The following is a 26,346-nucleotide window of genomic DNA, read 5'->3' on the forward strand; positions in this document are numbered from 1 at the left end:
CGTCGCGCCCCGCGGTGAGCGTTTTCCGTATTATGGAATATGACTTCTACCAAGCGGAATGAATGTAGGCCGGGCGGCCGGAGCGCGTCAAGAGAAGGGCAAGTGCCGGACACGGGCCCGCCGGTGGAGGACGATGGGCGGCGCCTCGAGAACACGGGAGTGGGGTCATGGCCCAGAGCGTGCCGGTGCGCTGTCCCGCCTGTCGGCGCTCGCACCGTTTCACGGCACCGTCGTACCCCTGCGCCTGCGGGGCGCCCGTCACCCCGCCGCTGGACCTGGACCAGGTGCCCGGCACCGTCGACCACCGGACCTGGCGGGAGGAGTGGGTGGCGCTGCGCTGCGGGGGCTGCGGGCTGCGCGGCGAGTGGCCCCGGCCCGAACTGGGCTGCCCCTGCGGGACGGTGCTGCGGATCCCGGTGGCGGGCGAGGAGGCCGCCGTCCCGGCCGGCCGGCCCGGGCGCCCCGCTTTCCGCCCGGTGCCGATCCGCACCGAGCGGGACGCGGTCACGGCGGCCGTGCTGTATCTGCGCCGGCTCGGCTACGAGGACATCCGGCGCGCGGACCAGCGGCCCCCGTCCGGCATCGGCCTGGCCGGGCGCGGCGTGCTCGCCCAGGTCGACCCGTCGGCGCGGCCGGCCACCTCGCGGGACGTGGAGTGCCTGTGGCTGACGGCGATGACGGAGTCCGCGGGGTGTGTGTACTTCTCCCTCGCCGGGTTCGCCGAGGAGGCCCGGGACCGCGCCGACACCCTGGGCGTTCCGCTGTTCCTGCTGGACCTCACGGGCACCCCGCAGCCCCTGAACGGCTTCGCGGACACGCTGGACGCCGACGGGTCCTGAAATCCCGGCGACGCGCACGCCGGAGGCGTCCGATACTCGTCGGATGCGCATCCGTCCCGCCGCTCCCGGCGAACTGCCCGCCCTCCAGGACATCGAACGGGCGGCCGGCGCCCCGTTCCGCGATGTCGGCATGCCGGACGTCGCCGACGACGAACCGCCCGCCCGTGACGTGCTGGAGCGCTACCGGCGGGCCGGCCGCTGCTGGGTCGCGGCCGGCGAGGAGGACGACCGGCCCGTCGCGTATCTGATCGCCGAACCGGTGGACGGCGCGCTCCACGTGGAGCAGCTCTCCGTCCACCCGGACGCGGCCCGCCGGGGCGTGGGCCGGGCACTGCTCGCGCACGCCGCGGTGCGGGCCCGCGAGGAGGGCCTGTCCGCGCTGACGCTGACCACCTTCGCCGACGTCCCGTGGAACGCCCCGTACTACGCGCGCCTCGGCTTCAGAACGCTGGCCGTGCCCGAACTCACCCCGGGGCTGCGCCGGATCCGCGCCGAGGAGGCCGCGCACGGGCTCGACCGGTGGCCGCGCGTGTGCATGCGCGTCGACGTGCCGCACAGCGGCGGGACGATCGCCGGGGCGTCGCAATGATGATCAGACCGGCACGCGAGCATGACCTTCCGGGCTTCCTGGGCCTGGCGGCCCAGGTCGAACAGTGGTTCGGACCGATGGTCGAGGAGCCCGGATTCCACGACGCGGTGCGCGCACACATCGCCGACGGCACGGCGCTCGTCGTCCCGTCCCCCGGACCGGACCTCCTCGGCGGACTGCTGTTCGGGGCCGAGGCGCCGACGTACCACGTGCACTGGCTCGTCGTCTCGGGCCGGGCGCGCGGCACGGGCGTCGGCCGCGCGCTGATGGCGGAGGCGATACGCCGGTGGGTGCGCGGCCCCGGCGAGATCGAGGTGGTCACCTTCGGTACCGACCACCCCGGGGCCGTCACCAGCGGCGCCCGCGTCTTCTACGAGCGGCTCGGCTTCACGCCGGCCGAGCCCACCGCTGCGGGCCCGGAGGGCGGCTCCCGGCAGATCTTCCGGCGAACGGTCGCCTGACGCGGGGCGCGCCAGGTGGTGTCCGACACATGAGCGCGGGAGAAGGAACGCCGCGACGCCGCGGGCATGTGCCGGACACCCCCTAACCCGACGCGTACCGCTCCCGCAGTTCCACCTTGCGCACCTTCCCCGACACCGTCATCGGGAAGGTGTCCAGGAGCCGGAGCCGGCTCGGGATCTTGTAGTGGGCCAGGCGGCCGTCGCAGAAGGCGCGCAGTTCCTCCAGGGTGAGCGGGTCGGCAGGGTCACGCGGGATGACACAGGCGAGCACCTCCTCGCCGTAGCGCTCGTGCGCCACCCCGACGACCTGGACGTCCGCGATCTTCGGGTGGGCGTACAGGAACTCCTCGATCTCGCGCGGGTAGATGTTCTCCCCGCCCCTGATGATCATGTCCTTGATCCGGCCGACGATCTCCACGTACCCGTCGTCCCGCATGACCGCCAGGTCCCCGGTGTGCATCCAGCGCGCCGCGTCGACGGCCTCGGCGGTCCTCGCGGGCTCGTTCCAGTAGCCGAGCATGACGCTGTAGCCCCGGGTGCAGAGTTCGCCGGAGGTGCCGCGCGGCACGGTGACGCCGGTGGCCGGGTCGACGACCTTGACCTCGATGTGCGGCAGCACCCGGCCGACGGTGCCGGTGCGGTGCTCCAGGTCGTCGTCCATCCGCGTCTGCAGGGAGACGGGGGAGGTCTCGGTCATGCCGTAGCAGATGGAGACCTGCTCCATGTGCATCTCGGCGACCACCCGCTTCATCACCTCCACCGGACACGGCGAGCCCGCCATGATGCCGGTGCGCAGCGAGGTGAGGTCGTACGAGGCGAAGCCGGGCAGGTTGAGCTCGGCGATGAACATGGTGGGCACGCCGTAGAGCGAGGTGCAGCGCTCCCGCTGGACGGCCTCCAGCGTGGCCCCCGGCTCGAAGGAGGGGGCGGGGATCACGATGCAGGCGCCGTGCGAGGTGGCCGCCAGGTTGCCCATGACCATGCCGAAGCAGTGGTAGAAGGGCACCGGCAGGCAGACCCGGTCCTGTTCGGTGTAGCCGATGGTGCGGCCCACCCAGTAGCCGTTGTTGAGGATGTTGTGGTGGGAGAGCGTGGCCCCTTTGGGGAAGCCCGTCGTGCCCGAGGTGTACTGGATGTTGACCGGGTCGTCGCAGCTCAGTCCCGCTGCGATGTCCGCGAGCCGGCCGGCGTCGACGCCCGCCGCGGCCTCGGTCAGCGCGTCCCAGGACGGGTCGCCGATGTGGACCGTCTCCCTCAGGTCCGGGCAGGACCCGCGCACCTGGTCCACCAGCGCCCGGTAGTCGCTGCCCTTGTGGGCGAGCGAGGCCACCAGCAGCGAGATGCCGGACTGCTTGAGCACGTACTCCAGCTCGTGCGCGCGGTAGGCCGGGTTGATGTTCACCATCACGGCGCCGATGCGGGCGGTGGCGTACTGCACGAGGACCCATTCGGGGCAGTTGACCGCCCAGATGCCCACCCGGTCGCCCGTCGCGACGCCCTTCGCCAGCAGCCCGCGCGCCACCTCGTCGACGGCGGCGCCGAACTCGGCATAGGTCCAGCGCCGTCCGGAGTCCACGTCGACCAGCGCCTCACGCCCGGGCCAGGCGGCGATCGCGCGGTCCAGGTTGGCGCCGATGGTGTCGCCCAGCAGGGGTGTCGCGGCGGTGCCGTGGGTGTACGACAGGGGTGCGGTCACCGGAAGTCCTCCTCGCGGTACTCGCCGGCGGAGCCGGCCGCCGTGGCCTCGCGCAGTTCGATGCGTCGGATCTTGCCGGACACCGTCTTGGGCAGCTCACCGAACTCCAGCCGGCGGATCCGCTTGTACGGGGCGAGCGCCTCGCGCGCGTACTCGAAGAGCACCTTCGCGGTGTCCGGGCCGGGCTCGAAGCCGTCCGCGAGCACGATGTACGCCTTCGGCACGGCCAGTCGCAGCTCGTCGGGGGCGGGCACCACGGCCGCCTCGGCGACCGCCTCGTGCTCCAGCAGGACGCTCTCCAGCTCGAAGGGGCTGATCTTGTAGTCGGAGGCCTTGAAGACGTCGTCCGCGCGCCCGACGTAGGTGATGTAGCCGTCCTCGTCGCGGGAGCCGATGTCGCCGGTGCGGTAGTAGCCGCCCGCCATCGCCTCGGCGCTGCGGTCCGGGTCACCGTGGTAGCCGGTCATCAGGCCCACCGGGCGGGCGGAGAGGTCGAGCGCGATCTCGCCCTCGGCGACGCCGGGCGCGCCGGAGACGGGGTCGAGCAGTTCGACCCGGTAGCCGGGGCTCGGGCGGCCCATGGAGCCGGTCTTGAGCAGCTGGCCGGGGCTGTTGGAGACCTGCACCGCGGTCTCGGTCTGCCCGAAGCCGTCCCGGACGGTGACGTTCCAGGCCCGCCGGACCTGCTCGATGACCTCGGGATTGAGGGGTTCGCCGGCGGCGACGACCTCGCGCGGCGGGGTGCTCAGCCGGGTGAGGTCGGACTGGATGAGCATGCGCCACACGGTCGGCGGGGCGCAGAAGGTGGTGACGCCGGCCCGGTCCATCTCGGTCATCAGGCGGGACGCGTCGAAGCGCGTGTAGTTGTGCAGGAAGACGGTCGCCTCGGCGTTCCACGGCGCGAAGAGGTTGGACCAGGCGTGCTTGGCCCAGCCGGGCGAGGAGATGTTGAGGTGCACGTCGCCGGGGCGCAGGCCGATCCAGTACATGGTGGCCAGGTGCCCGATCGGGTACGACGTGTGGGTGTGCTCGACCAGCTTGGGACGGGCGGTGGTGCCCGAGGTGAAGTACAGCATCAGCGGGTCGTCGGGGAGCGTGGGCCCGTCGGGCGTGAAGCGCCCGTCGGCGCCGTGGGTGTCGGCGTACGGCACCCAGCTCCCGCCCGCCGCCTCCCCCACCGCGATCCGCGTGTAGTCGCCGGGCACCTCGTCGAACTTCGCCGTGTCCGCGCCGCGGGCGATCACATGCCGGACGCGTCCGCGGTCGACGCGGTCGCGCAGATCGGCCGGACCGAGCAGCGGGGTGGCCGGGATGACGACGGCGCGCAGCTTCATCGCGGCCAGGGCGGTCTCCCACAGCTCCACCTGGTTGCCCAGCATGACCAGCACCCGGTCCTCGGCGGCCACGCCCCGCTGCCGCAGCCAGGTGGCGACCTGGTCGGACCGGCGGGCGAGCTGGGCGAAGGACAGCCGGGTCTCGTCGCCGTTCTCCTCCACGAGGTGCAGGGCCGTGCGGTCGTTCCCGTCGGCGATCGCGTCGAACCAGTCGAGCGCCCAGTTGAACCGCTCGGGCCGGGGCCAGGCGAAGTCCCGGTAGGCGGTGGCGTAGTCCTCGCGGTGTTCCAGCAGGAAGTCCCGGGCCCTGCGGAACTGCTCCGTCGCCGTCGTCATCTGTCCTCCTCGGTGCCGGACCTTGCCGGGCGGCTCCACGGCATCGTGTAATCCGTGATGCAGGTCTCACTACCCCCGAACGGGGGTGTGCGTCCGCACAGGAGCCGCGGTGAAGGGGCGAACAGGTGACAGCTGACCCGATGGGGGCGGACGGCGCGGCGGAGATCCGCGGGGCGCTGGTCCGGCTGCGGCGCGCCACCGGCCTGCCCGTGGCGTTCGGCGGACTGGTGGAGCCCGGGCGCCGGCAGGTGCGCATCAGCGAGCTGAGCGGCACCGCGACGCCCGCGCTCAGCGCGCTCGCGGTGACGCCGGGCAACGGTCTGGGCGGCAAGGCGGTGGCGCTCGCCCGGCCGTGCGCGGTGACGGACTACTCCGTCTCGCGGCAGATCAGCCACGAGTACGACGTCCCGGTCGCCGCCGAGGGTCTGCGCGCCGTCGTCGCCGTACCCGTGGTCGTACGGCGACGGGTACGGGCGGTGCTCTACGGCGCCCTGCGCGCCGCCCAGCCCCTGGGCGACCGTACGCTCGGCGAGGCGGTGCAGACCGCACGGGACGTGGAGCAGGCCCTGGTGGTCCGGGAGGATGCGGCGGACCTGCTGGCGGCGGTCCGTCCGCAGCCGGAGCCGGAGCGGGCCCGCGGGGCGGCCCGGGAGCAGGTGCGCGAGGCGCACGCGGCGCTGCGGGCGCTCGCCCCGCGCATCGCGGATCCGGCGCTGCGGGCCGAGCTGCTCGCGGCGTGCGCCCTGCTCACCGCCGAGAGCGCTCCGCCCACGGCGGTGCGGCTCGCCCCCCGCGAGGTGGACGTGCTCGCCTGTGTGGCGGCCGGGGCGACCAATGGCGCGGCCGCCGAGCGACTGGGGGTGACGGCGGAGACGGTCAAGGCGTATCTGCGCTCCGCGATGCGGAAGCTGGGGGTGCGGACCCGGGGGCAGGCGGTCGTCGAGGCCCGGCGGGCGGGGTGGTTGCCATAGTTTTGTGATGGTTTTCCCACGCCGGGCATTACCACCGGTACTCGTTCGGTTTTACCGTTGCCGCGCCGGCTGTAATTTGCCTCACTACACCGTCCGTCCGGAATTAAGGAGCCTGTTGCCTAATATTGGCCAGGACACGCCACACGGAGGGGAGCGGTGACCGTGCGACGGGACTTCAAGGAGCCTGCCAGGTACCGCCCCGACCTGGTCATCGGCCGGGAGGAGCTGTTCTCCGACGCGCGGGAGCAGCTCGCCCGAGGGGGCAGCGTGCTGCTCCACGGGCCCGCCGGAATAGGAAAGTCGACCGTGCTGCGGGCACTTGCGGCCGAAAACGCCGGTGCGGCGCGGACGGTGTTGCGCTGCTCGGCCACGGAGTCCGAATCGCATCTTCCGTTCCTGGCGCTGGCGGACCTGTTCGGTCTGGTCCTCGACGAGGTGGCCGCCCGGCTGCCCGCCGCCCAGCGCACCGCGCTGGAGTCGGCGCTCACCGGGCGCGGCGAGTCCACGCTCCAGCGGGACGGGCTCGCGCTGCGCCTCGCGGTGCTGTCCACGCTGCGCGCGCTGGCCGCCGAGGGCCCGGTGCTCGTCGTCGCCGACGACCTGCAGTGGCTGGACCCGGCCAGCGCCGAACTCCTCGGTTTCGCGGCCCGGCGGCTCGGCGACAGCCCGGTGCGGATGCTGTGCGCGGTGCGCACGGACGGTGAGGAGTACGACCACGACCGTCATCTGCGCGCCTGCCCGCCGGACACGCTCGCGGTGCGCCTGGGCCCGTTCTCCCGCACCCAGGTGTCGGCGCTGCTCGACCACCGGGGCTACACGGGTCTGTCCCGCTCCACGGTCCGCGACATCCACCGCACCAGTGACGGCAACCCGCTGTTCGCGCTGGAGCTCGGCCGCGCCCTCGCGGAGAGCCCCGCCCGGCCCCGCCCCGGCGAGCCGCTGCCGGTGCCGACGTCGCTGCGGGCCCTGGTCCTCAGCCGGCTGGAGATGCTGTCGGACGAGGCGCGCCGCACCCTGCTGGTGGCCAGCGCCGGCGCCCGTCCCACCCTGGCGCTGCTGCACGCGGCCGGCCGGGACAACGCCGAGGCCGAGACGGCCCAGGCCGCCGCCCTGGGGCTGCTGGCGACGGATGCGGAGGAGCCGGCCCTGCGCTTCGCGCATCCGCTGATCTCGGCCGCCCTGTACGCGGAGGCGCCGGCGCAGGAGCGCCGGGCCGTGCACACGGCGCTGTCCACGGCGGCCTCGGACCCCATCGAGCGGGCCCGCCATCTGGCGCTCGCCGCCACCGGAGCCGACCCGGAGGTGGCGGCGCGGCTCGCGGAGGCCGCGGCGCTGGCCCGGGACCGCGGGGCGCCCTCGGTCGCCGCCTCGCTCGGGCTGCTCGCCGCCCGGCACACCCCGGCCGACGGCGAGCCGGGTCCGGACGAGCGGCGGCTCCAGGCCGCCGAGGACGCGATCACCGCGGGCGAGGCCGACCTGGCCCGGGACATAGCCCGGGAGGTGCTGACGCGGGCGACGGTGCCGGCGGAGCGGGTGCGGGCGTGGATGGTGGTCATCGAGGCGGCCGGGCAGGCGCTCGGCGAGGTCGACGCGGTCTTCCCGCAGGTGCTGGCCGACGCCGGTGACGACCCCCGGCTGCTCGCCCTGGTCCACTACCAGCTGGCCTGGCGCGAGGTGGTGGTGGACGGCGACTTCGCCACGTCACGCCAGGAGGCCGCCCACGCGGCGGAGCTGGCCGCCCGGGGCGGGGACCGGCGCACCGAGCTGATGGCGCTCGCCTTCCAGTCCTCCACCGAGACCCTGATGGGCCACCCGGACGCTCCCGCCACGATCCGGCGGGCACTCCAGGAGCCGCAGGACCCCGATGTGGCCAGCCACCACAACGGCGCCGCGATGGCGAGATTCCGATGGCTGCTCATGAGCGACCAGCTGCCGGAGGCCCGTACGGCCATCACCGCGCTGCTGCGGGAGGCGCGGCGGCGCGGCATGGTCGAGAGCGAGGTGCACTTCTCGCGTCTGCTCGCCGACACCGAGCTGCGCTTCGGGCACTGCGGCCGGGCGCTGGACCTGGCAGGCGAGAGCCTGCGGCTGGCCCGGGACTCCGGGATCGGTGAGAGCGCCTCCGCCATGCTGGCCTCGCTCACGGAGGCGTCGGGCGGGGACGTGGAACGGGCGCTGGCGCTGGCCCGGGAGTCCGCGGACCACGCGGAGGTCGACGGCGACCAGCTGTACCTCTCCCTGGCCCTCGCGGCCCTCGGCTACGCCCAGTTGGTGGCCGGGGACGCGCAGGCGGCGGTCCGTTCGCTGCGCCGCGTGCGGGAGTTGGAGCACGGCATGGGCGTCAACGACCCGGCGCGGGGCCGCTGGCAGGGCGACCTCGCCGAGGCGCTGGTGCGGATCGGTGAGCCCGGCGAGGCACAGGAGCTGATCAACGTCACCCGGGTGCACGCGCTGCGGCTGAACCGGGCGAGCGTGCTGGCGGTGCTCGACCGCGCGGAGGCGCTGGTGCGGGCGGCGCGCGGTGAACACCAGGCCGCGCAGACGCAGTTGACGTCGGCTCAGGAGCGGCTCGCCAAGCTGGGGTTCGGTCTGGAGGAGGCGCGGGCGGCCTTCGCGCTGGCCCGGCTGCGTTCCCGGGGCGAAGGGCCGGGCGGGTACGAGGAGGCCGCCCGGCTGTTCCGGCGCTGCCGGGCGCTGCCGTGGCTGCGGCAGGTGGAGCGAGCGGTGGCCGCGGGGCCGGCGGAGGCGGATCCGGTACCGGCCTCCCCTCCGGCGGTGCTGGACGGACTCGCCTCGATGGAGCGTCAGGTCGCCGCGCTGGTCATGGAGGGCGCCACCAACCGGGAGATCGCCGGGCGCCTGTTCATCAGCGTGAAGACCGTCGAGGCGACGCTCACCCGGGTCTACCGGAAGCTGGGCATCCGCTCCCGCGTCGACATCGTCCGCCTGGCAGCGGGCCGCCGGACACCGTAACGCCGGTTCTCGTCATGCGGGGGACCGAGGGTTATCCCTGCCCCAACTCCCTTAGGGGGTTCCCTCATTGGGGAGCCGACGCCACCGGTCGTAGCGTGAACGCGTGCCGCTCGCCGGACACACGGAGGCCGCAGCCCTCGTGCTCGGCCCCCGCCCGCGCGACCCCCCACCGGCAACCCCGAGGAGACCCATGTCCGGGCTCACCCGCGCAAGACAGGCCGCCGCCTCCCTCGCTGCCGCCGCCGCAGCCGCCGCGACCGCGCTGATCGCCGCCCCCTCCGCCGTCGCCGCCCCCCAGCCGATCGTCGGCGGGACGACGACCACGACGTCCTCGTACCCGTTCATGATGCAGATCACCGACGCCTCGCAGGACCAGTTCTGCGGCGGCACCCTCGTCTCCCCCACCAAGGTGGTCACGGCCGCGCACTGCATGGTCGGCGAGAGCACGAGCAGTGTGCGCGTGGTCGGCGGGCGCACCTACCTCAACGGCAGCGACGGCACGGTCGCCAGGGTGAGCAGGATCTGGATCCACCCGGACTACCGGAGGGTCACCCGCGGCGACGACGTGGCCGTGCTGACCCTGTCGGCGCCCATGCCGTACGCCACGGCGCCGTACGTCTCCGCCTCGGACACCTCGGTGTACGCGGCCGGCACCACCGCCCGCATCCTCGGCTGGGGCACCACGTCGTCCGGCGGTACCTCCTCCAACCAGCTGCGCACCGCCACCGTCCCGACGGTGTCCGACTCCAGCTGCGCCGGCTCGTACCGCAACCGGTTCGTGCAGAGCGACATGGTGTGCGCCGGGTTCACCGCAGGCGGCGTCGACACCTGCCAGGGCGACAGCGGCGGGCCGCTGCTGATCGGCGGCCGGCTGGCGGGCATCACCTCCTGGGGCGACGGCTGCGCGGCGGCCGGCTACCCCGGCGTCTACACCCGGCTGACCACGTTCTCCGACGAGGTGAGAGCCCAGGTCGGCGGCTGAGCCGCCCCATGAGTTCCTGAGGTGACCCTCAGGCGCTGAACCAGGGGGCGTTGCGGGCTTCCACGAGCAGCCCGCAACGCCCCCTCTCCATGCCCGGGTTCATCCGCGCACCGTCCCGAAGCGGATGTCGTACGCCGTCTCCGGGTGCATCACCTTCAGCATCCGCTCCCCCTCCGCGGCGACCTCCTCCCGCTGCCCGCGGCCGAGCCGGCCGAACGGCTCGATGACGAGGGCGTCCTCGTCCAGCCGCCACAGACCGGCCAGGAATCCGTCGACGAGGAAGGTGCGGTAGGCGATGTTGCCCTGCCAGCTGCGGCCCCGGAACTCGGGCGGGACGACGCGGGTGCGGTCGGCGTGGGACAGGAGCAGGTTGTCGAACTCGGGCAGGAAGCGGGGCGGGGCCGGGGTGCCGGCGTCGGGCCGGGGTGCGTCCGGGAGGTCGAACAGCTCGGTGCCGGCCTCGTCCCGGAAGGTGACGAGCCGGGGACGCAGACGCTCGAAGGCCTCCCGCAGCCGGGTCAGTCCGGCCCAGGTCTGCATGTCCTTGACGGAGGCGGGGCCGAAGGCGGCGAGGTAGCGCAGCACGGTCTCGTCGGGGGTCGTCGGGGACGGCTCCGCGGGGCGTCCCAGCCAGTGCTGGGCGGTGGTGAGCACGACCTGCCCGCTGCGGCCCCACAGTCCACGCGGGGTGATCTGCACGAGGGGCAGCTTGCAGCGGGCGGCGACGGCGAGGGCTCCCGGGTCGGCGTCCGGCCACTCCTTCAGCAGCTCCTCGCGCAGCTGCTTCATCGTGCGCGGCTCGGCCTCGACGAGGTCACGGGCGAGGGCCGCGAGCCGGTCCAGGTCGACGCCGGTGAGCCCGGTGCGGAACTGGGTCAGCTCCCGGTCCCGGGCGGGCTGCACCAGCGGCCGCAGCGTGAGGCAGTCGTGGGCGGTGTGGGTGTGGATGGTCGAGCGCATGGTGACGATGCGGACGACCTCACGGTCGGCCATCGGCCGGGACAGCGCCTCGGGCGTGAAGCCGTCGAGGCGGGCGGCGAGCGCGTAGTACGGCGGCTTGACGTTCTGCGCCTGGAGACCGAGCAGGTGCCGGACCGCGTCCTGCGCGGACATCGGTGACCGGCGCAGCAGCAGTTGCCGTTCGAGCGTGGCCCGGTTGAGTGCCCGGGTGCCGAGCTTCGTCGTCGTCATGCCTGCACGCTAGCGGCCGTTGCGGTCAGGTTCCGTCCGCGATGCTGTCGCGACGGTGGCGGCGGTTCGTGGTGACGGGGTCGCGTATGACCCTTCCGATAGGCAGGAAAAGAATGCCGCGCACACCCATGTGAGCACCTTCCCGAATACCTGCGCATATTCGGGACATCCCTCGGAGGCGTGTAACACCGCGACGGCCGGACAGCGCTGAGTTCTATGAGCGGCCCGCCCTGCGGCCCGCATACGCGACGACAGAGGGAAATTCCATGAGTCATATCGACCCGACACCAGGGCAGTACCCACCTGACCCGCATGCGCACGCCCCCTACCAGCGGGAGCCCCGCCGGACCGATGGCGCCCGCAGGGCCGCTCTCACCATCCAGACCGTCGCCGACATCGCGGCCGGCTTTCTGATCCTGTGGATTCTTCTCCATCTCCTCGACGCCAACGAGGCGAATGTCTTCGTCGAATTCGTGCACGGTTCGGCTGAATTGCTGTCCTGGTGGTCACAGGACATTTTCACCATGGACACGGAAGGCCTTCGGGTTCTCCTCAATCATGGTCTGCCTGCCCTCGTCTACCTGGCGGTCGGCCATGGCGTCGCCGCGCGCCTGAACCGCGCATGACCGGCGAAGGAGCAGCCCCCATGACGTCCTCTCCCCCCACCGGCGATCACCTGCCGGTCTACGACGGCCTGGTGCGCGAGCGCGGTGACGTCGTGGCCGAGGCGCGCGAGGTGGCCGAGCGCGCACAGCACCAGGCACGACAGGCGCTGACCGGCCACCCCGGCGTGCGACGGGAGCCACCGGCGCGGCCCCGCACGCACTGACGCTCCGGGCCGATTGCTTTCCGCCGGAGCGGGGCACTCGGTGGCACTGTGTACGAACGAGAGAGCTCGGGACCGCGAAAAGTCCTGTTGACCGGGTGGTTCAGCTTCCGCGACGGGGAGGCGACCGCCGGGGACGTGCTGGCGCTGCGCCGGGTGGAGGAGGTGCTGCGGGCGTCCGGGACGCCGTACGACGTCGTGTGGAGCCCCGGCTTCCTGCCGGACGCCCTGCACCTCGACAGCGTGCGGCCCGGCGACTACACCCATCTGGTATTCGTGTGCGGGCCGCTGCACGGGCCCCAGGTCGAGGAGCTGCACCGGCGCTTCGCCCACTGTGTGCGGATCGCCGTGGGAACGTCGGTGATCGACCCGGACGACGCCGCCGCGACGGGTTTCCACCGTGTACTGGCGCGGGACGCGCCGGGCCGCGAGCCCTCCGAGGACCTGGCGGCCCGTGCCCCGGCCGTGCCCGCGCGGCCCGTGGTCGGGGTGATCCTCACCCACGGACAGCTGGAGTACGGGGAGCAGCGGCGGCACGGTCAGGTCGCGGACCGGGTGACGCGCTGGCTGGCCGGCAAGGACTGTGCCCGGCTGGAGCTGGAGACCCGGCTGGACACCCGGGACTGGCATCTGAGCGCGACGCCCGCGCAGGTGCAGTCGGTGCTGGCCCGCCTCGACCTCGTCGTCACCGACCGGCTGCACGGGCTGGTGCTCGCCCTGCGGGTGGGCACGCCGGTGCTGGCGGTGGACCCGGTGGCGGGCGGCGCCAAGGTGAGCGCGCAGGCCCGTGCCTGCGGCTGGCCCGCGCTGCTGTCCGCGGAGCAGCTGGACGAGCGGCGGCTGGAACGGTGGTGGGACTGGTGTCTGACCTCGGGCCGGGTGGCCGCACGGCAGGTCCGCGACGCGTTCCGGGACGGCAGGGTGCCGGACGGCGCGGACCGGCTGATGGAGGTCCTCGCGCCCCGCGCCACCGCCGGTTAGCCGGGGGGTTGTCCGGGCACTCGGGGGTCCTCGCGTCCCCCGTCCGCGCGGTCGTCCTCGGAGGAGAAACGTGTCCATCGGTCGGCTCCCCGAACACGAACAGCACATCCTCGACGAGATCGAGCGGACGCTGCGCCGCGACCGCCGGCTGAACCGGCGGCTGCGCACGCTGAAGGTGCGCCGGGGCCCCGACCTCACCCGTCCGCTGACGCGCGTGGCGGCCTACCGGCCGCACGGGTGGACGGTGGCCGCGTTCCTCGCGGTGTCCCTCACGCTGATGGTCACCGGCATCGTCACCTCGGCCCCGTGGGCGATCTGGGCGTTCGCCGCGGTGTGGCCGGTCACGCTGTTCGCGGCGTTCCGGCTGCTGTGCCGGTGGTCCGGCGGCTGAGCGTCTGCCGTCGCGCGGCGGCGGGGACCGGTGCCGTCGAGGACGTGATGGTCATGCCCGAACCCGCCGGCAGGAATACGTCGTTCGCCGGGCCCGGCCCCGCGAGGACGCCAAAGGATCCGGGGTCTCCGGCCAGGAGACCGGCGCCGCCGCCGACGAGGAGTCGCAGAAAGGCGAGGGACGGCGCAGCCGCGGCCCGCGCACCGAAGCACGGACGCGGACCGAAGGGGGAGCGCCCGGGCGGCACGGACTGAGCGCGGACGCGGATCAGCCGGTGTAGCGGCGCGCCGTGGACGTGCGCTGGGCGGGTTCCAGCAGACGCAGCCGGGACTCCACCTCGTGGGGCAGGACTCGGCGTTCGCGCAGGACCCAGGGCAGGGCGGCCGCCGCTTCGGCGAAGGCGAGCAGGGAGACGGTGTCGCGCGGGACGGTGCGGGCCAGGTTCAGGGTGCGGCGCAGGGCGGGGCCGGCCGGGCGGCGCAGCCAGGTGAACCACAGGGTGTTGCGGATGCCGTGCCTGCGGCGCAGCGTCGGGTCCCGGGTCGTCGAAGCCTGGTGGTGAACCGTCAGGTGGTCGGCGTAGGTGAGCCACCAGCCGTCGGCCGCGAGGTCGGCGGCGAGCAGTTCCTCCTCGCCGCCGAGCCAGAGCCGGGGGTGGAAACCGCCCGCCGTGCGGAAGGCGTCGGTGCGCAGGACGGTGGCGGCGGCCAGGAACGAGCCGAGGGCCGGTCCGGGCAGCCAGGACGGGCCGGGCAGGGGGGAGTCGCGCAGTTCGCGGACGATCGGGTCCTCGGTGCCGTCCGGCTCGACGACGATCCGCGCGGTGACCGAGCCGAGCGCCGGGTGCCGGTCCAGCAGGTCCGCGGCGCCGGCCACGGAGCCGGGCGACCACCATGAGTCGTCGTCGCAGAACGCGACGTACGGCGTACGGACCTCGCGTACGGCCAGGTTGCGGCCGACAGCGCCGAGGTTGCGGCCGGGGCGCAGCAGCCGGACGTCGGGATGGTGGCGGGCCACGGCCTCCGCCGTGCCGTCGGTGGAGCCGTTGTCGGTGACGATCACGCGTGGCCGCTCCGGGAGCGCGGCGAGGCGGCGGAGGGTGCGCAGCAGTTCGGGGCGCCGGTTGTGGGTGATGACCACGACGGTGGCACGGGGGTCGGTCATGTGGCGGTCCCCTCCAGCAGCCGGGCGGCCCTCTCCACCTGCGGCGGCAGGGGCCTGCGGTGGCGCAGGGCGGCCGGCAGCCGGACGAGGGCCTCGCGCAGGGCGCGCCGTGCCTGGTGGTCGACCCGGGCCTCGGCGGCGAGGGCGCGGGTGCGGGCGAGGGCGTACGGGACGGGGCGGCGCAGCCACGCGGTCAGCACGGCGTTGCGGTGCTGGAGGGCCGGGCGGCCGGTGCGGGGTACGGGGGCCGGGTGGTGGTGGGCGACGACGTCGGGGCAGTGGGTGACGCCCCAGCCGCGCGCGGCGAGGTCGTAGGCGAGCAGGGTCTCCTCGCCGCCGAAGAACAGCAGCCGGTGGAAGCCGCCGACGTCGAGGTAGGCGCGGCGGCGGACGACCGCTCCGCAGGCGAGGAAGCCCAGCACCTGGGTGCCGGGGAGGTCGGTGGCCGGTCCGAGCGGGGAGCCGGCCAGGACGTCGTTGAGCGGGTCGGGCTCGGCGGCCGGGCCGACGAGGGTGCGGGCGGCGATCAGACCGAGCCGGGGATGGGCGTCGAACAGGTCGGCCGCCCGGCCGAGGGCGCCGGGCGCCCACCAGGAGTCGTCGTCGCTGAACGCCACGTACGGGGTGCCGAGGGCGCGGGCTCCGTGGTTGCGGGCGAGGGCGCCGTGGTTGACGGGGAGGGCCAGCACCCGCACTTCGGGGAAGTCGCGGGCGATCATGGCGCGGGTGCCGTCGGTGGAGGCGTTGTCGGCGACGAGAATGTCCGGCCGCTCGGGCAGCTCCAGCAGGTGCCGGAGGGTGACGGGAAGCCGCTCGCACCGGTTCCGGGTGGCGATGACGACACCGAGGGGACGGTGTCCTGGGACGGGAACGCTCATTGCCGGCTCACCTCCGCCGCCACGGCCGGCAACGGGCCGGGCAGACGGTCTCTTTCGCCCCCGCCGCCCTTTCCCGTCCCGGCCCTGGGGGGCGGCGCCCCCAGACCCCCCTTCGGCCCTTCGGGCCTCGTCCTCAAGCGCCGGACGGGCTCACTTCCAGCCCCTCCGGCGTTCGAGGAGCGGGGGTCCGGGGGCAGCGCCCCCGGGTCGGGACGGGAAAGGGCGGCGGGGGCGAGCGCCACGCGGCGGACGACGGCGTCCCTCATCGCGCGCTCACCCCCGACGCCGGCCGCGGGCCGGAGGGGAGGCGGGTCAGGGCGTCCAGGACCTCCGCCGGGGTGATGCGCAGAAGGGCCGGGTCGGGGCGGTGGCCGTGGGGGTCGCCGGGCGGGCCGTGCCACAGGGCGATGTGACGCGGGTGCGGGGGCGGACCCCAGCGGTCGGGCGGGACCGGGCCGAAGAGGGTGACGGTCGGGGTGGCGTGGGCGACGGCGAGGTGGGCGATGCCGGTGTCGCCGCTGACGACGGCCTGGGCGTCCGCGACCAGGGCGGCGAGCCGGTCGAAGGGGAGGCCCCCGGCGAGGACGTCGGTGCCGGGCATCCCGGCCTGGGCGGCGAGGCGGGCCACCAGGTCGCCCTCGTCCGCTCCGCCCGTGATCACGACCCGCCGGCCCTGCGCGCGCAGCGCGGTCGCGACGGCCGCGTACCGCTCGGTGGGCCAGCAGCGGGCGGGGGCTCCCGCACCGGGGTGCAGGACGACGGCGCCGGGGGCGGGGGACGGGGCCGTGGGGCGGGGCAGCAGCAGGTCCGTGGGGTCGGCGTCGATGCCGTACGAGCGGAGCAGCCGGCACCAGCGGTCCCGTTCGTGTTCCTCCGCGTACCAGGGCGGGCCCTCGATCCCGGGGGTGCCGGGGTGTGCGAAGGCCAGCAGGCGCAGGGGGCGCAGGGACTGCAGCAGTCGGTGGCTGGGGGGTCCGTTGCCGTGCAGGTCCACCGCGACGTCCGGGGGCGGGCCGGTCCAGTCGAGGGTGCGCGGCACCGCGCGGGAGGGTGCGGAGGCGGGCAGCAGCCGGTCGACGGCGCCGGTGGCCACGGCGACCGGCGCGAGCTCCGCGGGCGCGGCGAGCACGAGCTCGTGGCCGGGGAAGGCCCGGCGCAGCGCCCGCAGGGCGGGAACCCCGGCGAGCAGGTCCCCCAGGCCGAGGGCGCGCAGCACGAGCAGACGGGGCCGGTGGCTCACCGGACGACCTCCACGAGCTTGTCGACGGCGGCGACGACGTCGTACGCGGTGACCTCCTCCAGGCACGGGTGGCCGGGGACGGGACACTGCCGGGCCCTGGTGCCGGCGCAGGGTGCCTGCTGGTCGCCCAGCAGCAGGTACGGAACGCCGTACGGCCGCCACCGCTCGGCGGGTACGACCGGCGCGAACAGGGAGACGACCGGGGTGCCGACGGCGGCCGCCAGATGGGCGGGGCCGGTGTTGCCGGTGACCACGCAGTCGGCGCCGGCGAGGACGCCGGAGAGCTGCGCGGCGTCGGTGCGGCCGCCGAGGTCGACGGCCCGGCCGCCGGCGACGTACGCGGTCAGGTCCCGCTCCCCCGCGCCGCCGGTGACCACCACCCTGCGCCCGGCCGCGGTGAGCTCGCGGACCGCCTGGGCGCACCGGCCGGGGCTCCAGGCACGGGCGGGCACGCTGGCGCCCGGGTGGACGACGACGTATCCGCCGGGCCCGGTCAGCGCCTCGGCCGCGGGCGGTGCGAGGACCCGCAGCCGTCCGTCGTCGGGCCGGGGGAAACCGGCGGCCTCGGCGAGGTCGAGCGCGGCCTCGGCCTCGTGGGCGTGCGGTGCGCGGTGGTGGCGTACGTCGAGGAGGGAGCCCGGGTGGTCCTCGCTGTCGGCGGCGATGAAGCGGACCCCGGCCAGGCGCAGCAGCAGGGCGGTGGGCAGGGCGGACTGGTGGAAGGAGGTGAGGATCAGCGCGGTGTCCGCGTCGACGGCGTCCACGAGCCGTTCGATCTCCTCGCGGCTGACCTCGGGCGGCTGGAACCCGGTCCAGGGCGAGTCCCACACGAGCACCTCGTCCACGCCCAGCAGCAGCCGCGCCGCGGGCGCCCCGTGCGGCCCGCACAGCAGCGTGACGCGGTCGGCCCGGGCCGCGACGGCCCGGACGGCGGGCCCCGCGAGGAGCACGTCGCCGAAGCTGTCGAGCCGGCTGACCAGGGCCTTCACGCATGCCTCCGCCGCACGGGCCGGCCGGTGTCGTACGCGGGCGGGGTGGTCGGGGGAAGGTCCCGGGCCGGGGTGTCGAGGACGAGGCGTACCGCCGTGGGCAGGTCCGGGGCCACGCAGGGGGCCGCGGCCGTTTCCTCGGGGCGGGTCCGGGGGGTGGGGACGAGGATGCCGTGGGCGCCGGCGCGGCGCGCGGCTTCCATGTCGGCGCCGATGTCGCCGATGACGACGCAGTCGGCGGGGCTGGTGCAGATGCGGCCGGCGGCCCACAGGATCATGCCGGGCCGGGGTTTGCGGCAGTGGCAGCCGTCGTCGGGGCCGTGCGGGCACAGGGCCCACACGTCGAAGGGGCCGAGGAGTTCCTCGACGCGCCGGTTGACGCGGCGGGCGTCGGCCTCGGTGAGCAGCCCGCGCGCGATGCCGGACTGGTTGGTGACGACGCCGGTGCGGATACCGCGTGCGCGCAGTGCGGCGAGCGCCTCACGGGCGCCCTCGACGGGCCGTACGCGTGCCGGATCGGCGTTGTACGGGACGTCGTGGACCAGCGTTCCGTCGCGGTCGAACAGCACCGCCCGCACCGGGCTCACCGGGCCGTCTCCTGCCAGGCGGGGGCGTTGCGGTGGCGCCAGGCGCCGGCCAGCCGGTGCCAGGTCGCGGCGGGCGGGATGACGACGCTGGTGGCCAGCATGGTCGTCACCTCCTCGCGGGTGCGCGGCCCGGGGACGATGCGGGACCGCGCGAACTCGGCGGTCCCCGCGGCCCAGCCGAGCGCGCAGACGCCGGCCGCCCGGCGATGCCCGGTGGCGCCGAGGACGCAGGCGGCGGCCCCGGCGGCGGTGATCGCGGCGTGCCGGCGGATCCGGCCGCGCGGTGCGACCGCCTTGTCCCACCAGTCCGGGCCGTGCAGCCGCCGCATCAGGGCGTCGTCGGCGTGGCCGCGCTGCCGGCTCAGGGACGCCCAGCGGGAGGCGGGGCGCACGGGGTGCAGGGTGGTGCGGTGGCCCCGGCGGATGCGCCAGCCGGCGTCGAGGAGGCGCAGCGCGAGGTCGGCGTCCTCGCGGTAGGGGCGGCGGAAGCGTTCGTCGAAGCCGCCCACCTGTTTCAGCGCTTCGGTGCGGTAGGCCATGTCGGCGGTGATCCAGCGGGCCCGGGAGAGCCCGGCCGTGCCGCGCTCCCAGTCGTTGGGGCGGCGCCCCTCGGGCAGCGGCACGCTGATGACACCCTGGACGCCGGCCGTGTCGGGGGACGCCTCCTTCAGGTCCCGCACGAGCTCCGCGCACCAGTGCGGGCCCACCTGGACGTCGTCGTCGAGGAACGCGACCCAGGGCGCGGTGACCGCGCGCACGCCGGTGTTGCGCGCGGCGGCGGGTCCGTGGCCCCCGCCGGCCCTGACGGTGGTGCGTCCGCGCAGGTCGCCCAGGACGCTGAGCGCGTGGCCCATCGCGTCGGGGCCGGGCGGGACCTCGGGCCGGTCGTCGACGAGGACTATCTCGTCGGGGCGCGGTCCGTTCGCCGCGGCGAGGGCGGCGAGGCAGTCGGCGAGGGTGTCCCGCACCAGGGTGGGGATCACGACGGCGTACGACGTCATCCGAACGCCCTCGCGCGGGCTCTGGTACCGGGGATGCGCATCGGGGCTGTACTCCGTCCCTGTGAGGCGTGCGGGTGCTACCGGGACGCGGGTGCCGCATTCGCGGTTGCCTCAAACACTTGGACACAGCTTGTCCCAAACGACCGATTGGGGCACTTTCCCGCGTCGGTTCAGGTCACGCCCGCCGGGCGCGGGTGACAACCCTCACACCTCGGCGACGCCTCGGCCGCGGGCATGCGAGACGGACTATGCATTGCGTGTATAAACGCTATGTATAGTCCGCCCATGCCTTCTCTGACCAGGAAGATGAAAAGATCGGGGACCGCGTTCCGCGCGGTGGCGGCCGTGGCCGCGGCCACGGCTGTGACGCTGGCGCTGACCGGTTGCACGCGACTGGAGACGACCGCTCCCAGCACCGCCCGGAACACCGACGTCCAGGCCCGCTTCGGCACCGTCGACTGCCGCGAGGCCAAGTGCATCGCACTCACGTTCGACGCAGGCCCCAGCGAGCACTCCGCGCGGCTGCTGGACATCCTCGAGGAGGAGCAGGTTCCGGCGACCTTCTTCCTGCTGGGCAAGCGGCACATCGACACGTACCCGGAGCTCGTGAAGCGGATGGCCGACGAGGGGCACGAGGTGGCGGGCCACACATGGACCCACCGCAACCTGACGGACCTGGAGCCGGACGAGATACGCGAGGAACTCGAACGCCCCAACGAGGAGATAGAACGCCTCACCGGCCGCCGTCCCACCCTGATGCGCCCGCCCCAGGGCCGTACGGACGACACCGTGCACCGGATCAGCCGCGAACTGGGCCTGTCGGAGATCCTCTGGAGCGTGACGGCGAAGGACTACCGAACCACCGACTCGGACCTCATCACCCGCCGCGTCCTCGCCCAGGCCTCCCGCGACGGCATCATCCTGCTCCACGACCTCTACGACGGGACCGTCCCCGCCGTGCCCGGCATCATCGACGCCCTGAAGAAGCGGGGCTACGTCTTCGTGACGGTCCCCCAGCTCCTCGCCCCGGGGAAGGCGGAGCCCGGGACGGTGTACCGGTGAGCGGGAGCCGGTACCGGAAGGCCCGGCGATGGGCCGTCCGGGTGACCCGGGACCGGCCGTGCCGCCGGGCGGCCGGGGTTTCCTAGGATTCCCCCGTGGCCACCTTCCAGTTCCAGCGCACGGCGCCCCTCCCCCTCGACGAGGCCTGGCGGCGGCTCACCACGTGGCCCCGCCACGGCGAGGTGGTCCCGCTGACCCGGATCACGGTGACCACTCCCCCGCCCACCGGCGCGGGCACCGCGATCGTCGCCCGCACCGGCCTCGGACCGCTCTCCTTCGACGACCCGATGGAAGTGACGGTGTGGCAGCCACCCGCGGGGGACGCCCCGGGGCTGTGCCGGCTGGAGAAGCGGGGCCGCGTCGTCAGGGGCTGGGCGGAGATCGAGGTGCGGCAGGGGCCGGGCGGCCGGGCGCGGGTGGTCTGGCGGGAGGAGATCCGGGTCCGCTTCCTGCCCGCCCCCGCCGACGCGCTCCTGGCGCGGGCCGGACGCCATGTGTTCGGACGGGCGGTCAACCGCCTGCTCCGGTGGGCCTGAGGCCTCGGACCGGGCCTCAGGCCACGGATCCGATCCGGCCGGTGGGCGCGGCCGTGCCGTCGTGGTGGATCGGGGTGTGGGCGCCGGTGAGGGACACTCCGCTGCCGCCGCGCCGGTTCGCGACGATCTCCGCCGCGATGGACAGGGCCGTCTCCTCCGGCGTACGGGCGCCCAGGTCCAGGCCGATGGGGGACCTCAGGCGGGCGAGCTCCAGATCGCTCACGCCGGCTTCGCGCAGCCGGGCGTTGCGGTCCAGGTGGGTGCGGCGCGAGCCCATCGCGCCGACGTAGGCCACCGGGAGGCGCAGCGCGAGTTCCAGCAGCGGTACGTCGAACTTCGCGTCGTGGGTCAGGACGCACAGGACCGTACGGGCGTCGACGGAGGTGCGTTCCAGGTAGGTGCGGGGCCACTCGACGACTATCTCGTCCGCCTCCGGGAAGCGGGCCCTCGTCGCGAACACGGGACGCGCGTCGCACACCGTGACGTGGTGGCCGAGGAACTTGCCGACCCGCACCAGCGCCGAGGCGAAGTCGATCGCGCCGAAGACGATCATCCGGGGCGGGGGGACCGAGGACTCGATCAGCAGCGTGAGCGGTGCTCCGCAACGCGAGCCCTGCTCACCGATATCCAGCGTGCCCGTGCGGCCGGCGTCCAGGAAGGCACCCGCCTCGGCGGCGACCGTGCGGTCGAGTTCCGGGTGGGCGCCGAAGCCGCCCTCGTGCGACCCGTCCGGGCGGACGGTCAGCGCGCGGCCCAGCAGCTCCGCCGGACCGCTCACGATCCGCGCCACCGCCGTCGCATCCCCTCGCGCGGCGGTGGTGAGCGCGGATGCGAGCACCGGGCGGGCGGGATCCGCCGCCCGCACCGGTGTGACCAGGATGTCGATGATTCCGCCGCAGGTCAGACCGACGGCGAAGGCGTCCTCGTCGCTGTAGCCGAAGCGCTCCAGGACGGTTTCGCCGTCCCTCAGCGCCTGCTCGCACAGCTCGTACACCGCGCCCTCCACGCAACCGCCGGAAACCGAGCCGATCGCCGCGCCGTCGGTGTCCACCGCGAGCGCGGCGCCGGGCTGTCGGGGCGCGCTGCCGCCGACCGCCACCACGGTGGCGACCGCGAAGTCACGGCCCTGCTCGACCCACCGGTTGAGCTCCTCGGCGATGTCCAGCATCTCTCTGTCTCCTCAACTGCGGTTGCGGGGAAGGTGCGGGCGGCTAGTGCACGCCCAGCCAGCTCTCGATCGGGGCGAGGGCGAAGTAGACGACGAAGATCAGCGTCAGGCCCCACATGAAGGCACCGATCTCCCGGGCCCTGCCCTCGGCGGTCTTGATGGCCACGTAGGAGATGACTCCGGCGGCCACGCCCGCGGTGATGGAGTAGGTGAACGGCATGATCACCACGGTCAGGAACACCGGGATCGCGGTGGCCCGGTCGGCCCAGTCGACATGGCGGGCGTTCATCATCATCATCGCACCGATGACCACCAGGGCCGCGGCGGCGACCTCGCCCGGCACGATCGCCGTGAGCGGGGTGAAGAAGAGGCAGGCGGCGAAGAAGAGTCCGGTGACGACGGAGGACAGACCGGTCCGGGCCCCTTCGCCGACACCGGTCGCCGACTCGACGAACACCGTCTGGCCGGAGGCACCGGAGACACCGCCGATCGCACCGCCGGCGCCGTCGATGAACAGCGCCTTGGACAGGCCCGGCATCCGGCCCTTGTCGTCGGCGAGCTTCGCCTCGGTGCCGACGCCGATGATCGTCGCCATGGCGTCGAAGAAGCCCGCGAGGACCAGCGTGAAGACGATCATGCCGACGGTCATCGCGCCGACCTCGCCCCAGCCGCCGAACTCGACGTCCCCGAAGACGGAGAAGTCGGGCATCGACACCGCGCTGCCGTGCAGTTCGGGCGCGCCGCTCGCCCACTGCTTCGGGTCGACGACCCCGAACGCGTTGAGGGTGACCGCGAGCAGGGTGCCGCCGACGATGCCGATCAGGATGGCACCGGGGACGCGGCGCGCCTGGAGCATGAAGATGGCGAGGAGGGTGACGGCGAACAGCAGCACCGGCCAGCCGGCCAGCTCGCCCGCCGGACCCAGGGTGACCGGGGTGGCCTTGCCCTGGTGCACGAAGCCGGCCTTGTAGAAGCCGATCAGGGCGACGAACAGGCCGATGCCCATGGTGATCGCGTGCTTGAGCGCGAGCGGGATCGCATTCATGATCAGCTCGCGCAGGCCGGTGACGACGAGCAGCATGATGACCACGCCGTACATCACGCACATGCCCATGGCCTGCGGCCAGGTCATCTCCGGCGCCACCTGCGAGGCGAGGACGCCGGAGACGGAGAGACCGGCGGCGAGGGCGAGCGGCACCTTGCCGAAGAACCCCATCAGCAGGGTGCTGAGGGCCGCGGCGAAGGCGGTGGCCGTGATCAGGGCGGTGCGGCCGAGGGTGTTCCCGGCGGCGTCCTGGCCGGACAGGATCAGGGGGTTGAGCAGGAGGATGTACGCCATCGCCATGAAGGTGGTGACGCCGCCGCGCACTTCGCGTGCGACGGTGGATCCTCGGTGCGTGATGTGGAAGTACCGGTCGAGCCAGGACCGGCCGGCCGGGACGCGGGTTCCCGCGCCCGCGTCGTGGGCGGTGGTCGCCGGCTTGAGGGACTGCTGGGTCATGTGGGCCTACTCCCAAGGTTCATAGGGGCACCCGGACGCTGCCGCTGGGGGCGGGGTCGGGATTTGGGAGGTGCCAGACCCGGGGGACGGCCCGGTACTGCACCTTGATGTGGGGACCGGTGCCGGGGGTGACCGTGGGGTGCTGGCCGCCTGCCCGGCGCCGGGTGCTGCTGCGCCCACCCGTGCCGCCCTGCGGCACGGGTGGGCGCAGCAGCAGCCGTGTTGCCAGGTGCCGCACGCTGCCCGCAGCCTGCGGCACAGGGGTTACATCGTCCCGGTGAGGTGTTCCGGGCGGACCGGGGTTTTGGTCAGGGGGAGGCCTGTGGCGTCGCGGATGGCTGCCAGGACCGCCGGGGTGGAGGACAGGGTGGGCGCCTCGCCGATGCCGCGCAGACCGTAGGGGGCGTGGTCGTCGGCGAGTTCGAGCACGTCGACGGGGATGGTCGGCGTGTCGAGGATGGTGGGGATGAGGTAGTCCGTGAAGGACGGGTTGCGTACCTTCGCGGTCTTCGGGTCGACGACGATCTCCTCCATGACCGCCACGCCCAGGCCCTGGGTGGTACCACCCTGGATCTGGCCGATCACGGACAGCGGGTTGAGCGCCTTGCCGACGTCCTGCGCGCAGGCCAGTTCGATGACCTTCACCAGGCCGAGTTCGGCGTCGACCTCGACGACGGCGCGGTGTGCGGCGAAGGAGTACTGGACGTGGCCGTTGCCCTGGCCGGTGCGCAGGTCGAAGGGCTCGGTCGGGCGGTGCCGCCACTCCTCCTCGACCTCCACGGCCTCGTCGCCGAGGACGTCCACCAGGTCGGCGAGGACCTCGCCGCCGTCGGTGACGACCTTGCCGCCCTCCAGCAGGAGTTCGGCGGTGGCCCAGGCCGGGTGGTACGAGCCGAACCGGCGCCGGCCGAGTTCCAGCACCTTCTCGCGGACGAGCTCGCAGGCGTTCTTGACCGCGCCGCCGGTGACGTACGTCTGCCGGGAGGCAGAGGTGGACCCCGCGGAGCCGACCTGGGTGTCGGCCGGGTGGATGGTCACCTGGCCGACGCCCAGCTCGGTGCGGGCGATCTGGGCGTGGACGGTGACGCCGCCCTGGCCGACCTCCGCCATCGCGGTGTGCACGGTGGCGACCGGCTCGCCGCCGACCACCTCCATGCGGACCCGGGCGGTGGAGTAGTCGTCGAAGCCCTCCGAGAAGCCGACGTTCTTGATGCCGACCGCGTAGCCCACCCCGCGGACGACGCCTTCGCCGTGCGTGGTGTTGGACAGGCCGCCCGGCAGCTGGCGCACGTCGGCGCCCTCGCTGGACTCCCACTGGCGCTCCGGCGGCATGGGCATGGCCTTGACGCGGCGCAGGAGTTCGGCGACCGGCGCCGGGGAGTCGACGGGCTGCCCGGTGGGCAGCAGCGTGCCCTGCTCCATGGCGTTGAGCCGCCTCAGCTCCACCGGGTCCATGCCGAGCTTCGCCGCCAGCCGGTCCATCTGTGCCTCGTAGGCGAAGCACGCCTGGACCGCGCCGAAGCCGCGCATGGCGCCGCAGGGCGGGTTGTTGGTGTAGAGGGCGATGGCCTCGATCTCGACGTCGTCCACGACGTACGGTCCGACGCCGAGGGAGGAGGCGTTGCCGACCACGGCCGGGGAGGCGGAGGCGTACGCGCCGCCGTCGAGGACGATGCGGCACTTGACGTGGGTCAGTCTGCCGTCCGCCGTGGCGCCGTGCTCGTAGAAGAGCCTGGCCGGGTGGCGGTGGACATGGCCGAAGAACGACTCGAAGCGGTTGTAGACGATCTTGACGGGTTTGCCGGTGCGCAGGGCGAGCAGACAGGCGTGGATCTGCATCGACAGGTCCTCGCGGCCGCCGAAGGCACCGCCGACGCCGGCCAGGGTCATCCGTACCTTGTCCTCGGGCAGTCCGAGGACGGGCGCGATCTGGCGCAGGTCGGAGTGGAGCCACTGGGTGGCGATGTAGAGGTGGACGCCGCCGTCCTCCTCGGGGACCGCGAGCCCGGACTCGGGGCCGAGGAAGGCCTGGTCCTGCATGCCGAAGGTGTACTCGCCCTCGACGATCACGTCGGCCCGCTCCCGGGCCGCGGCGACGTCGCCGCGCACGATGGGCTGGCGGTGGACGACGTTGGGGTGCGGGACGTGGCCGATGTGGTGGTCGTCGCGGTTCTCGTGGACGAGGACCGCGTCCGGGGCGAGGGCGGAGGCCTCGTCGGTGACGACGGGGAGGTCGCGGTACTCGACCTTGATCCTGGCGGCGGCGCGGCGGGCGGTCTCCGGGTGGTCGGCGGCGACGATCGCGACGGGTTCGCCGTGGTGGCGGACCTTGCCGTGGGCGAGGACCGGGGTGTCCTGGATCTCCAGCCCGTAGTGCTTCACCTCGGTCGGCAGATCGTCGTACGTCATCACGGCGTACACGCCCGGGACGGCGAGGGCCTCGCTCGTGTCGATGGACACGATCTCGGCGTGGGCGACCGTGGAGCGCAGGATCTGCCCCCAGAGCATGTCCTCGTGCCACATGTCGGAGGAGTACGCGAACTCGCCGGTGACCTTGAGGGTGCCGTCGGGCCGGAGCGTGGACTCGCCGATGCCGCCCTTGGTCCCCGAGCCCTGCGTGATCTTGGTGGGAACACCGTTCGTCGGCATG

General features: G+C 74.0%; 24 protein-coding genes. 12 read left to right on the forward strand and 12 right to left on the reverse strand.

Annotation, left to right across the window (positions count from 1 at the left end):
- Positions 1–167: 167 nt before the first annotated feature.
- Genes ACZ44S_RS05365 through ACZ44S_RS05375 form a run of 3 tightly spaced genes read left to right on the forward strand, consistent with a single transcriptional unit; the run spans position 168 to position 1,889 of the window.
- Positions 168–839 (forward strand): hypothetical protein, encoded by a 672-nt coding sequence (locus tag ACZ44S_RS05365; RefSeq protein WP_466924650.1) that lies wholly within the window; start codon positions 168–170, stop codon positions 837–839.
- 43 nt (positions 840–882) lie between these two features.
- Positions 883–1,428, forward strand: coding sequence for a GNAT family N-acetyltransferase (locus tag ACZ44S_RS05370; protein ID WP_466924653.1), 546 nt, complete (start codon positions 883–885; stop codon positions 1,426–1,428).
- Entirely contained in the window at positions 1,425–1,889 is a 465-nt protein-coding gene (locus ACZ44S_RS05375; protein ID WP_466924656.1) for a GNAT family N-acetyltransferase, read from the forward strand. The genes ACZ44S_RS05370 and ACZ44S_RS05375 overlap by 4 nt, the downstream gene beginning before the upstream one ends.
- A gap of 82 nt (positions 1,890–1,971) precedes the next feature.
- Here ACZ44S_RS05375 and ACZ44S_RS05380 read toward each other — a convergent pair whose 3' ends face one another.
- Positions 1,972–3,585 (reverse strand): AMP-binding protein, encoded by a 1,614-nt coding sequence (locus ACZ44S_RS05380; RefSeq protein ID WP_466924659.1) that lies wholly within the window; start codon positions 3,583–3,585, stop codon positions 1,972–1,974.
- The gene (locus ACZ44S_RS05385; RefSeq protein WP_466924662.1) at positions 3,582–5,255 is read right to left on the reverse strand and encodes an AMP-binding protein; all 1,674 of its coding nucleotides are present in this window, start codon (positions 5,253–5,255) and stop codon (positions 3,582–3,584) included. Before ACZ44S_RS05385 ends, ACZ44S_RS05380 begins: the two co-directional genes overlap by 4 nt.
- A gap of 140 nt (positions 5,256–5,395) precedes the next feature.
- Here ACZ44S_RS05385 and ACZ44S_RS05390 point away from each other — a divergent pair, with 140 nt between their 5' ends.
- From ACZ44S_RS05390 to ACZ44S_RS05400, 3 genes are all read left to right on the forward strand, one after another.
- Positions 5,396–6,226 carry a helix-turn-helix transcriptional regulator gene (locus ACZ44S_RS05390; protein ID WP_466925174.1) on the forward strand — a complete coding sequence of 277 codons (831 nt, stop codon included), beginning with the start codon at positions 5,396–5,398 and terminating at the stop codon, positions 6,224–6,226.
- 156 nt (positions 6,227–6,382) lie between these two features.
- The gene (locus tag ACZ44S_RS05395) at positions 6,383–9,199 is read left to right on the forward strand and encodes an ATP-binding protein (protein ID WP_466924665.1); all 2,817 of its coding nucleotides are present in this window, start codon (positions 6,383–6,385) and stop codon (positions 9,197–9,199) included.
- Positions 9,200–9,389: 190 nt separating this feature from the next.
- Positions 9,390–10,181, forward strand: coding sequence for a S1 family peptidase (locus ACZ44S_RS05400; RefSeq protein ID WP_466924667.1), 792 nt, complete (start codon positions 9,390–9,392; stop codon positions 10,179–10,181).
- A 99-nt stretch (positions 10,182–10,280) separates the two neighbouring features.
- On the opposite strand, the gene ACZ44S_RS05405 is transcribed toward ACZ44S_RS05400, so the two are convergent.
- Positions 10,281–11,372, reverse strand: a complete 1,092-nt coding sequence (locus tag ACZ44S_RS05405; protein ID WP_466924670.1) for a winged helix DNA-binding domain-containing protein — start codon at positions 11,370–11,372, stop codon at positions 10,281–10,283.
- 266 nt (positions 11,373–11,638) lie between these two features.
- On the opposite strand from ACZ44S_RS05405, the gene ACZ44S_RS05410 reads away from it, so the two are divergent.
- The 4 genes from ACZ44S_RS05410 to ACZ44S_RS05425 all read left to right on the forward strand — a co-directional run bounded on the left by ACZ44S_RS05410 (position 11,639) and on the right by ACZ44S_RS05425 (position 13,570).
- Entirely contained in the window at positions 11,639–11,998 is a 360-nt protein-coding gene (locus ACZ44S_RS05410) for a hypothetical protein (protein ID WP_466924673.1), read from the forward strand.
- A 20-nt stretch (positions 11,999–12,018) separates the two neighbouring features.
- Entirely contained in the window at positions 12,019–12,201 is a 183-nt protein-coding gene (locus tag ACZ44S_RS05415) for a hypothetical protein (protein ID WP_466924676.1), read from the forward strand.
- An 87-nt stretch (positions 12,202–12,288) separates the two neighbouring features.
- Positions 12,289–13,179 (forward strand): polysaccharide pyruvyl transferase family protein, encoded by an 891-nt coding sequence (locus tag ACZ44S_RS05420; protein WP_466924678.1) that lies wholly within the window; start codon positions 12,289–12,291, stop codon positions 13,177–13,179.
- Positions 13,180–13,249: 70 nt separating this feature from the next.
- Complete coding sequence (locus tag ACZ44S_RS05425) at positions 13,250–13,570, forward strand: DUF3040 domain-containing protein (RefSeq protein WP_466924681.1); 321 nt, start codon at positions 13,250–13,252, stop codon at positions 13,568–13,570.
- Between the two features lie 267 nt (positions 13,571–13,837).
- On the opposite strand, the gene ACZ44S_RS05430 is transcribed toward ACZ44S_RS05425, so the two are convergent.
- From ACZ44S_RS05430 to ACZ44S_RS05455, 6 genes are all read right to left on the reverse strand, one after another.
- Positions 13,838–14,734 (reverse strand): glycosyltransferase family 2 protein, encoded by an 897-nt coding sequence (locus ACZ44S_RS05430; RefSeq protein ID WP_466924684.1) that lies wholly within the window; start codon positions 14,732–14,734, stop codon positions 13,838–13,840.
- Positions 14,731–15,612, reverse strand: coding sequence for a glycosyltransferase family 2 protein (locus tag ACZ44S_RS05435; protein ID WP_466924687.1), 882 nt, complete (start codon positions 15,610–15,612; stop codon positions 14,731–14,733). The genes ACZ44S_RS05430 and ACZ44S_RS05435 overlap by 4 nt, the downstream gene beginning before the upstream one ends.
- A 262-nt stretch (positions 15,613–15,874) precedes the next feature.
- Positions 15,875–16,852: a glycosyltransferase family 9 protein gene (locus ACZ44S_RS05440; protein WP_466924690.1), complete on the reverse strand. Its 978-nt coding sequence runs from the start codon at positions 16,850–16,852 to the stop codon at positions 15,875–15,877.
- The gene (locus tag ACZ44S_RS05445) at positions 16,849–17,841 is read right to left on the reverse strand and encodes a glycosyltransferase family 9 protein (RefSeq protein ID WP_466924693.1); all 993 of its coding nucleotides are present in this window, start codon (positions 17,839–17,841) and stop codon (positions 16,849–16,851) included. The genes ACZ44S_RS05440 and ACZ44S_RS05445 overlap by 4 nt, the downstream gene beginning before the upstream one ends.
- Complete coding sequence (locus ACZ44S_RS05450) at positions 17,838–18,428, reverse strand: D-glycero-alpha-D-manno-heptose-1,7-bisphosphate 7-phosphatase (protein ID WP_466924695.1); 591 nt, start codon at positions 18,426–18,428, stop codon at positions 17,838–17,840. The genes ACZ44S_RS05445 and ACZ44S_RS05450 overlap by 4 nt, the downstream gene beginning before the upstream one ends.
- Positions 18,425–19,429, reverse strand: a complete 1,005-nt coding sequence (locus tag ACZ44S_RS05455; protein ID WP_466924697.1) for a glycosyltransferase family 2 protein — start codon at positions 19,427–19,429, stop codon at positions 18,425–18,427. The genes ACZ44S_RS05450 and ACZ44S_RS05455 overlap by 4 nt, the downstream gene beginning before the upstream one ends.
- Positions 19,430–19,714: 285 nt before the next feature.
- On the opposite strand from ACZ44S_RS05455, the gene ACZ44S_RS05460 reads away from it, so the two are divergent.
- Together ACZ44S_RS05460 and ACZ44S_RS05465 are read left to right on the forward strand one after the other, a co-directional pair.
- Positions 19,715–20,491, forward strand: coding sequence for a polysaccharide deacetylase family protein (locus ACZ44S_RS05460; RefSeq protein ID WP_466924701.1), 777 nt, complete (start codon positions 19,715–19,717; stop codon positions 20,489–20,491).
- Positions 20,492–20,586: 95 nt separating this feature from the next.
- Entirely contained in the window at positions 20,587–21,027 is a 441-nt protein-coding gene (locus ACZ44S_RS05465) for an SRPBCC family protein (protein ID WP_466924704.1), read from the forward strand.
- Positions 21,028–21,043: 16 nt separating this feature from the next.
- Here the strand turns inward: ACZ44S_RS05465 and ACZ44S_RS05470 are convergent, their stop codons facing one another.
- The 3 genes from ACZ44S_RS05470 to ACZ44S_RS05480 all read right to left on the reverse strand — a co-directional run bounded on the left by ACZ44S_RS05470 (position 21,044) and on the right by ACZ44S_RS05480 (position 26,345).
- The gene (locus tag ACZ44S_RS05470; RefSeq protein ID WP_466924706.1) at positions 21,044–22,195 is read right to left on the reverse strand and encodes an XdhC family protein; all 1,152 of its coding nucleotides are present in this window, start codon (positions 22,193–22,195) and stop codon (positions 21,044–21,046) included.
- 43 nt (positions 22,196–22,238) lie between these two features.
- Complete coding sequence (locus ACZ44S_RS05475) at positions 22,239–23,696, reverse strand: NCS2 family permease (protein WP_466924709.1); 1,458 nt, start codon at positions 23,694–23,696, stop codon at positions 22,239–22,241.
- 264 nt (positions 23,697–23,960) lie between these two features.
- Positions 23,961–26,345 carry a xanthine dehydrogenase family protein molybdopterin-binding subunit gene (locus ACZ44S_RS05480; RefSeq protein WP_466924711.1) on the reverse strand — a complete coding sequence of 795 codons (2,385 nt, stop codon included), beginning with the start codon at positions 26,343–26,345 and terminating at the stop codon, positions 23,961–23,963.
- Position 26,346 lies beyond the last annotated feature (1 nt).

It is taken from the genome of Streptomyces malachitofuscus, from assembly GCF_055571035.1.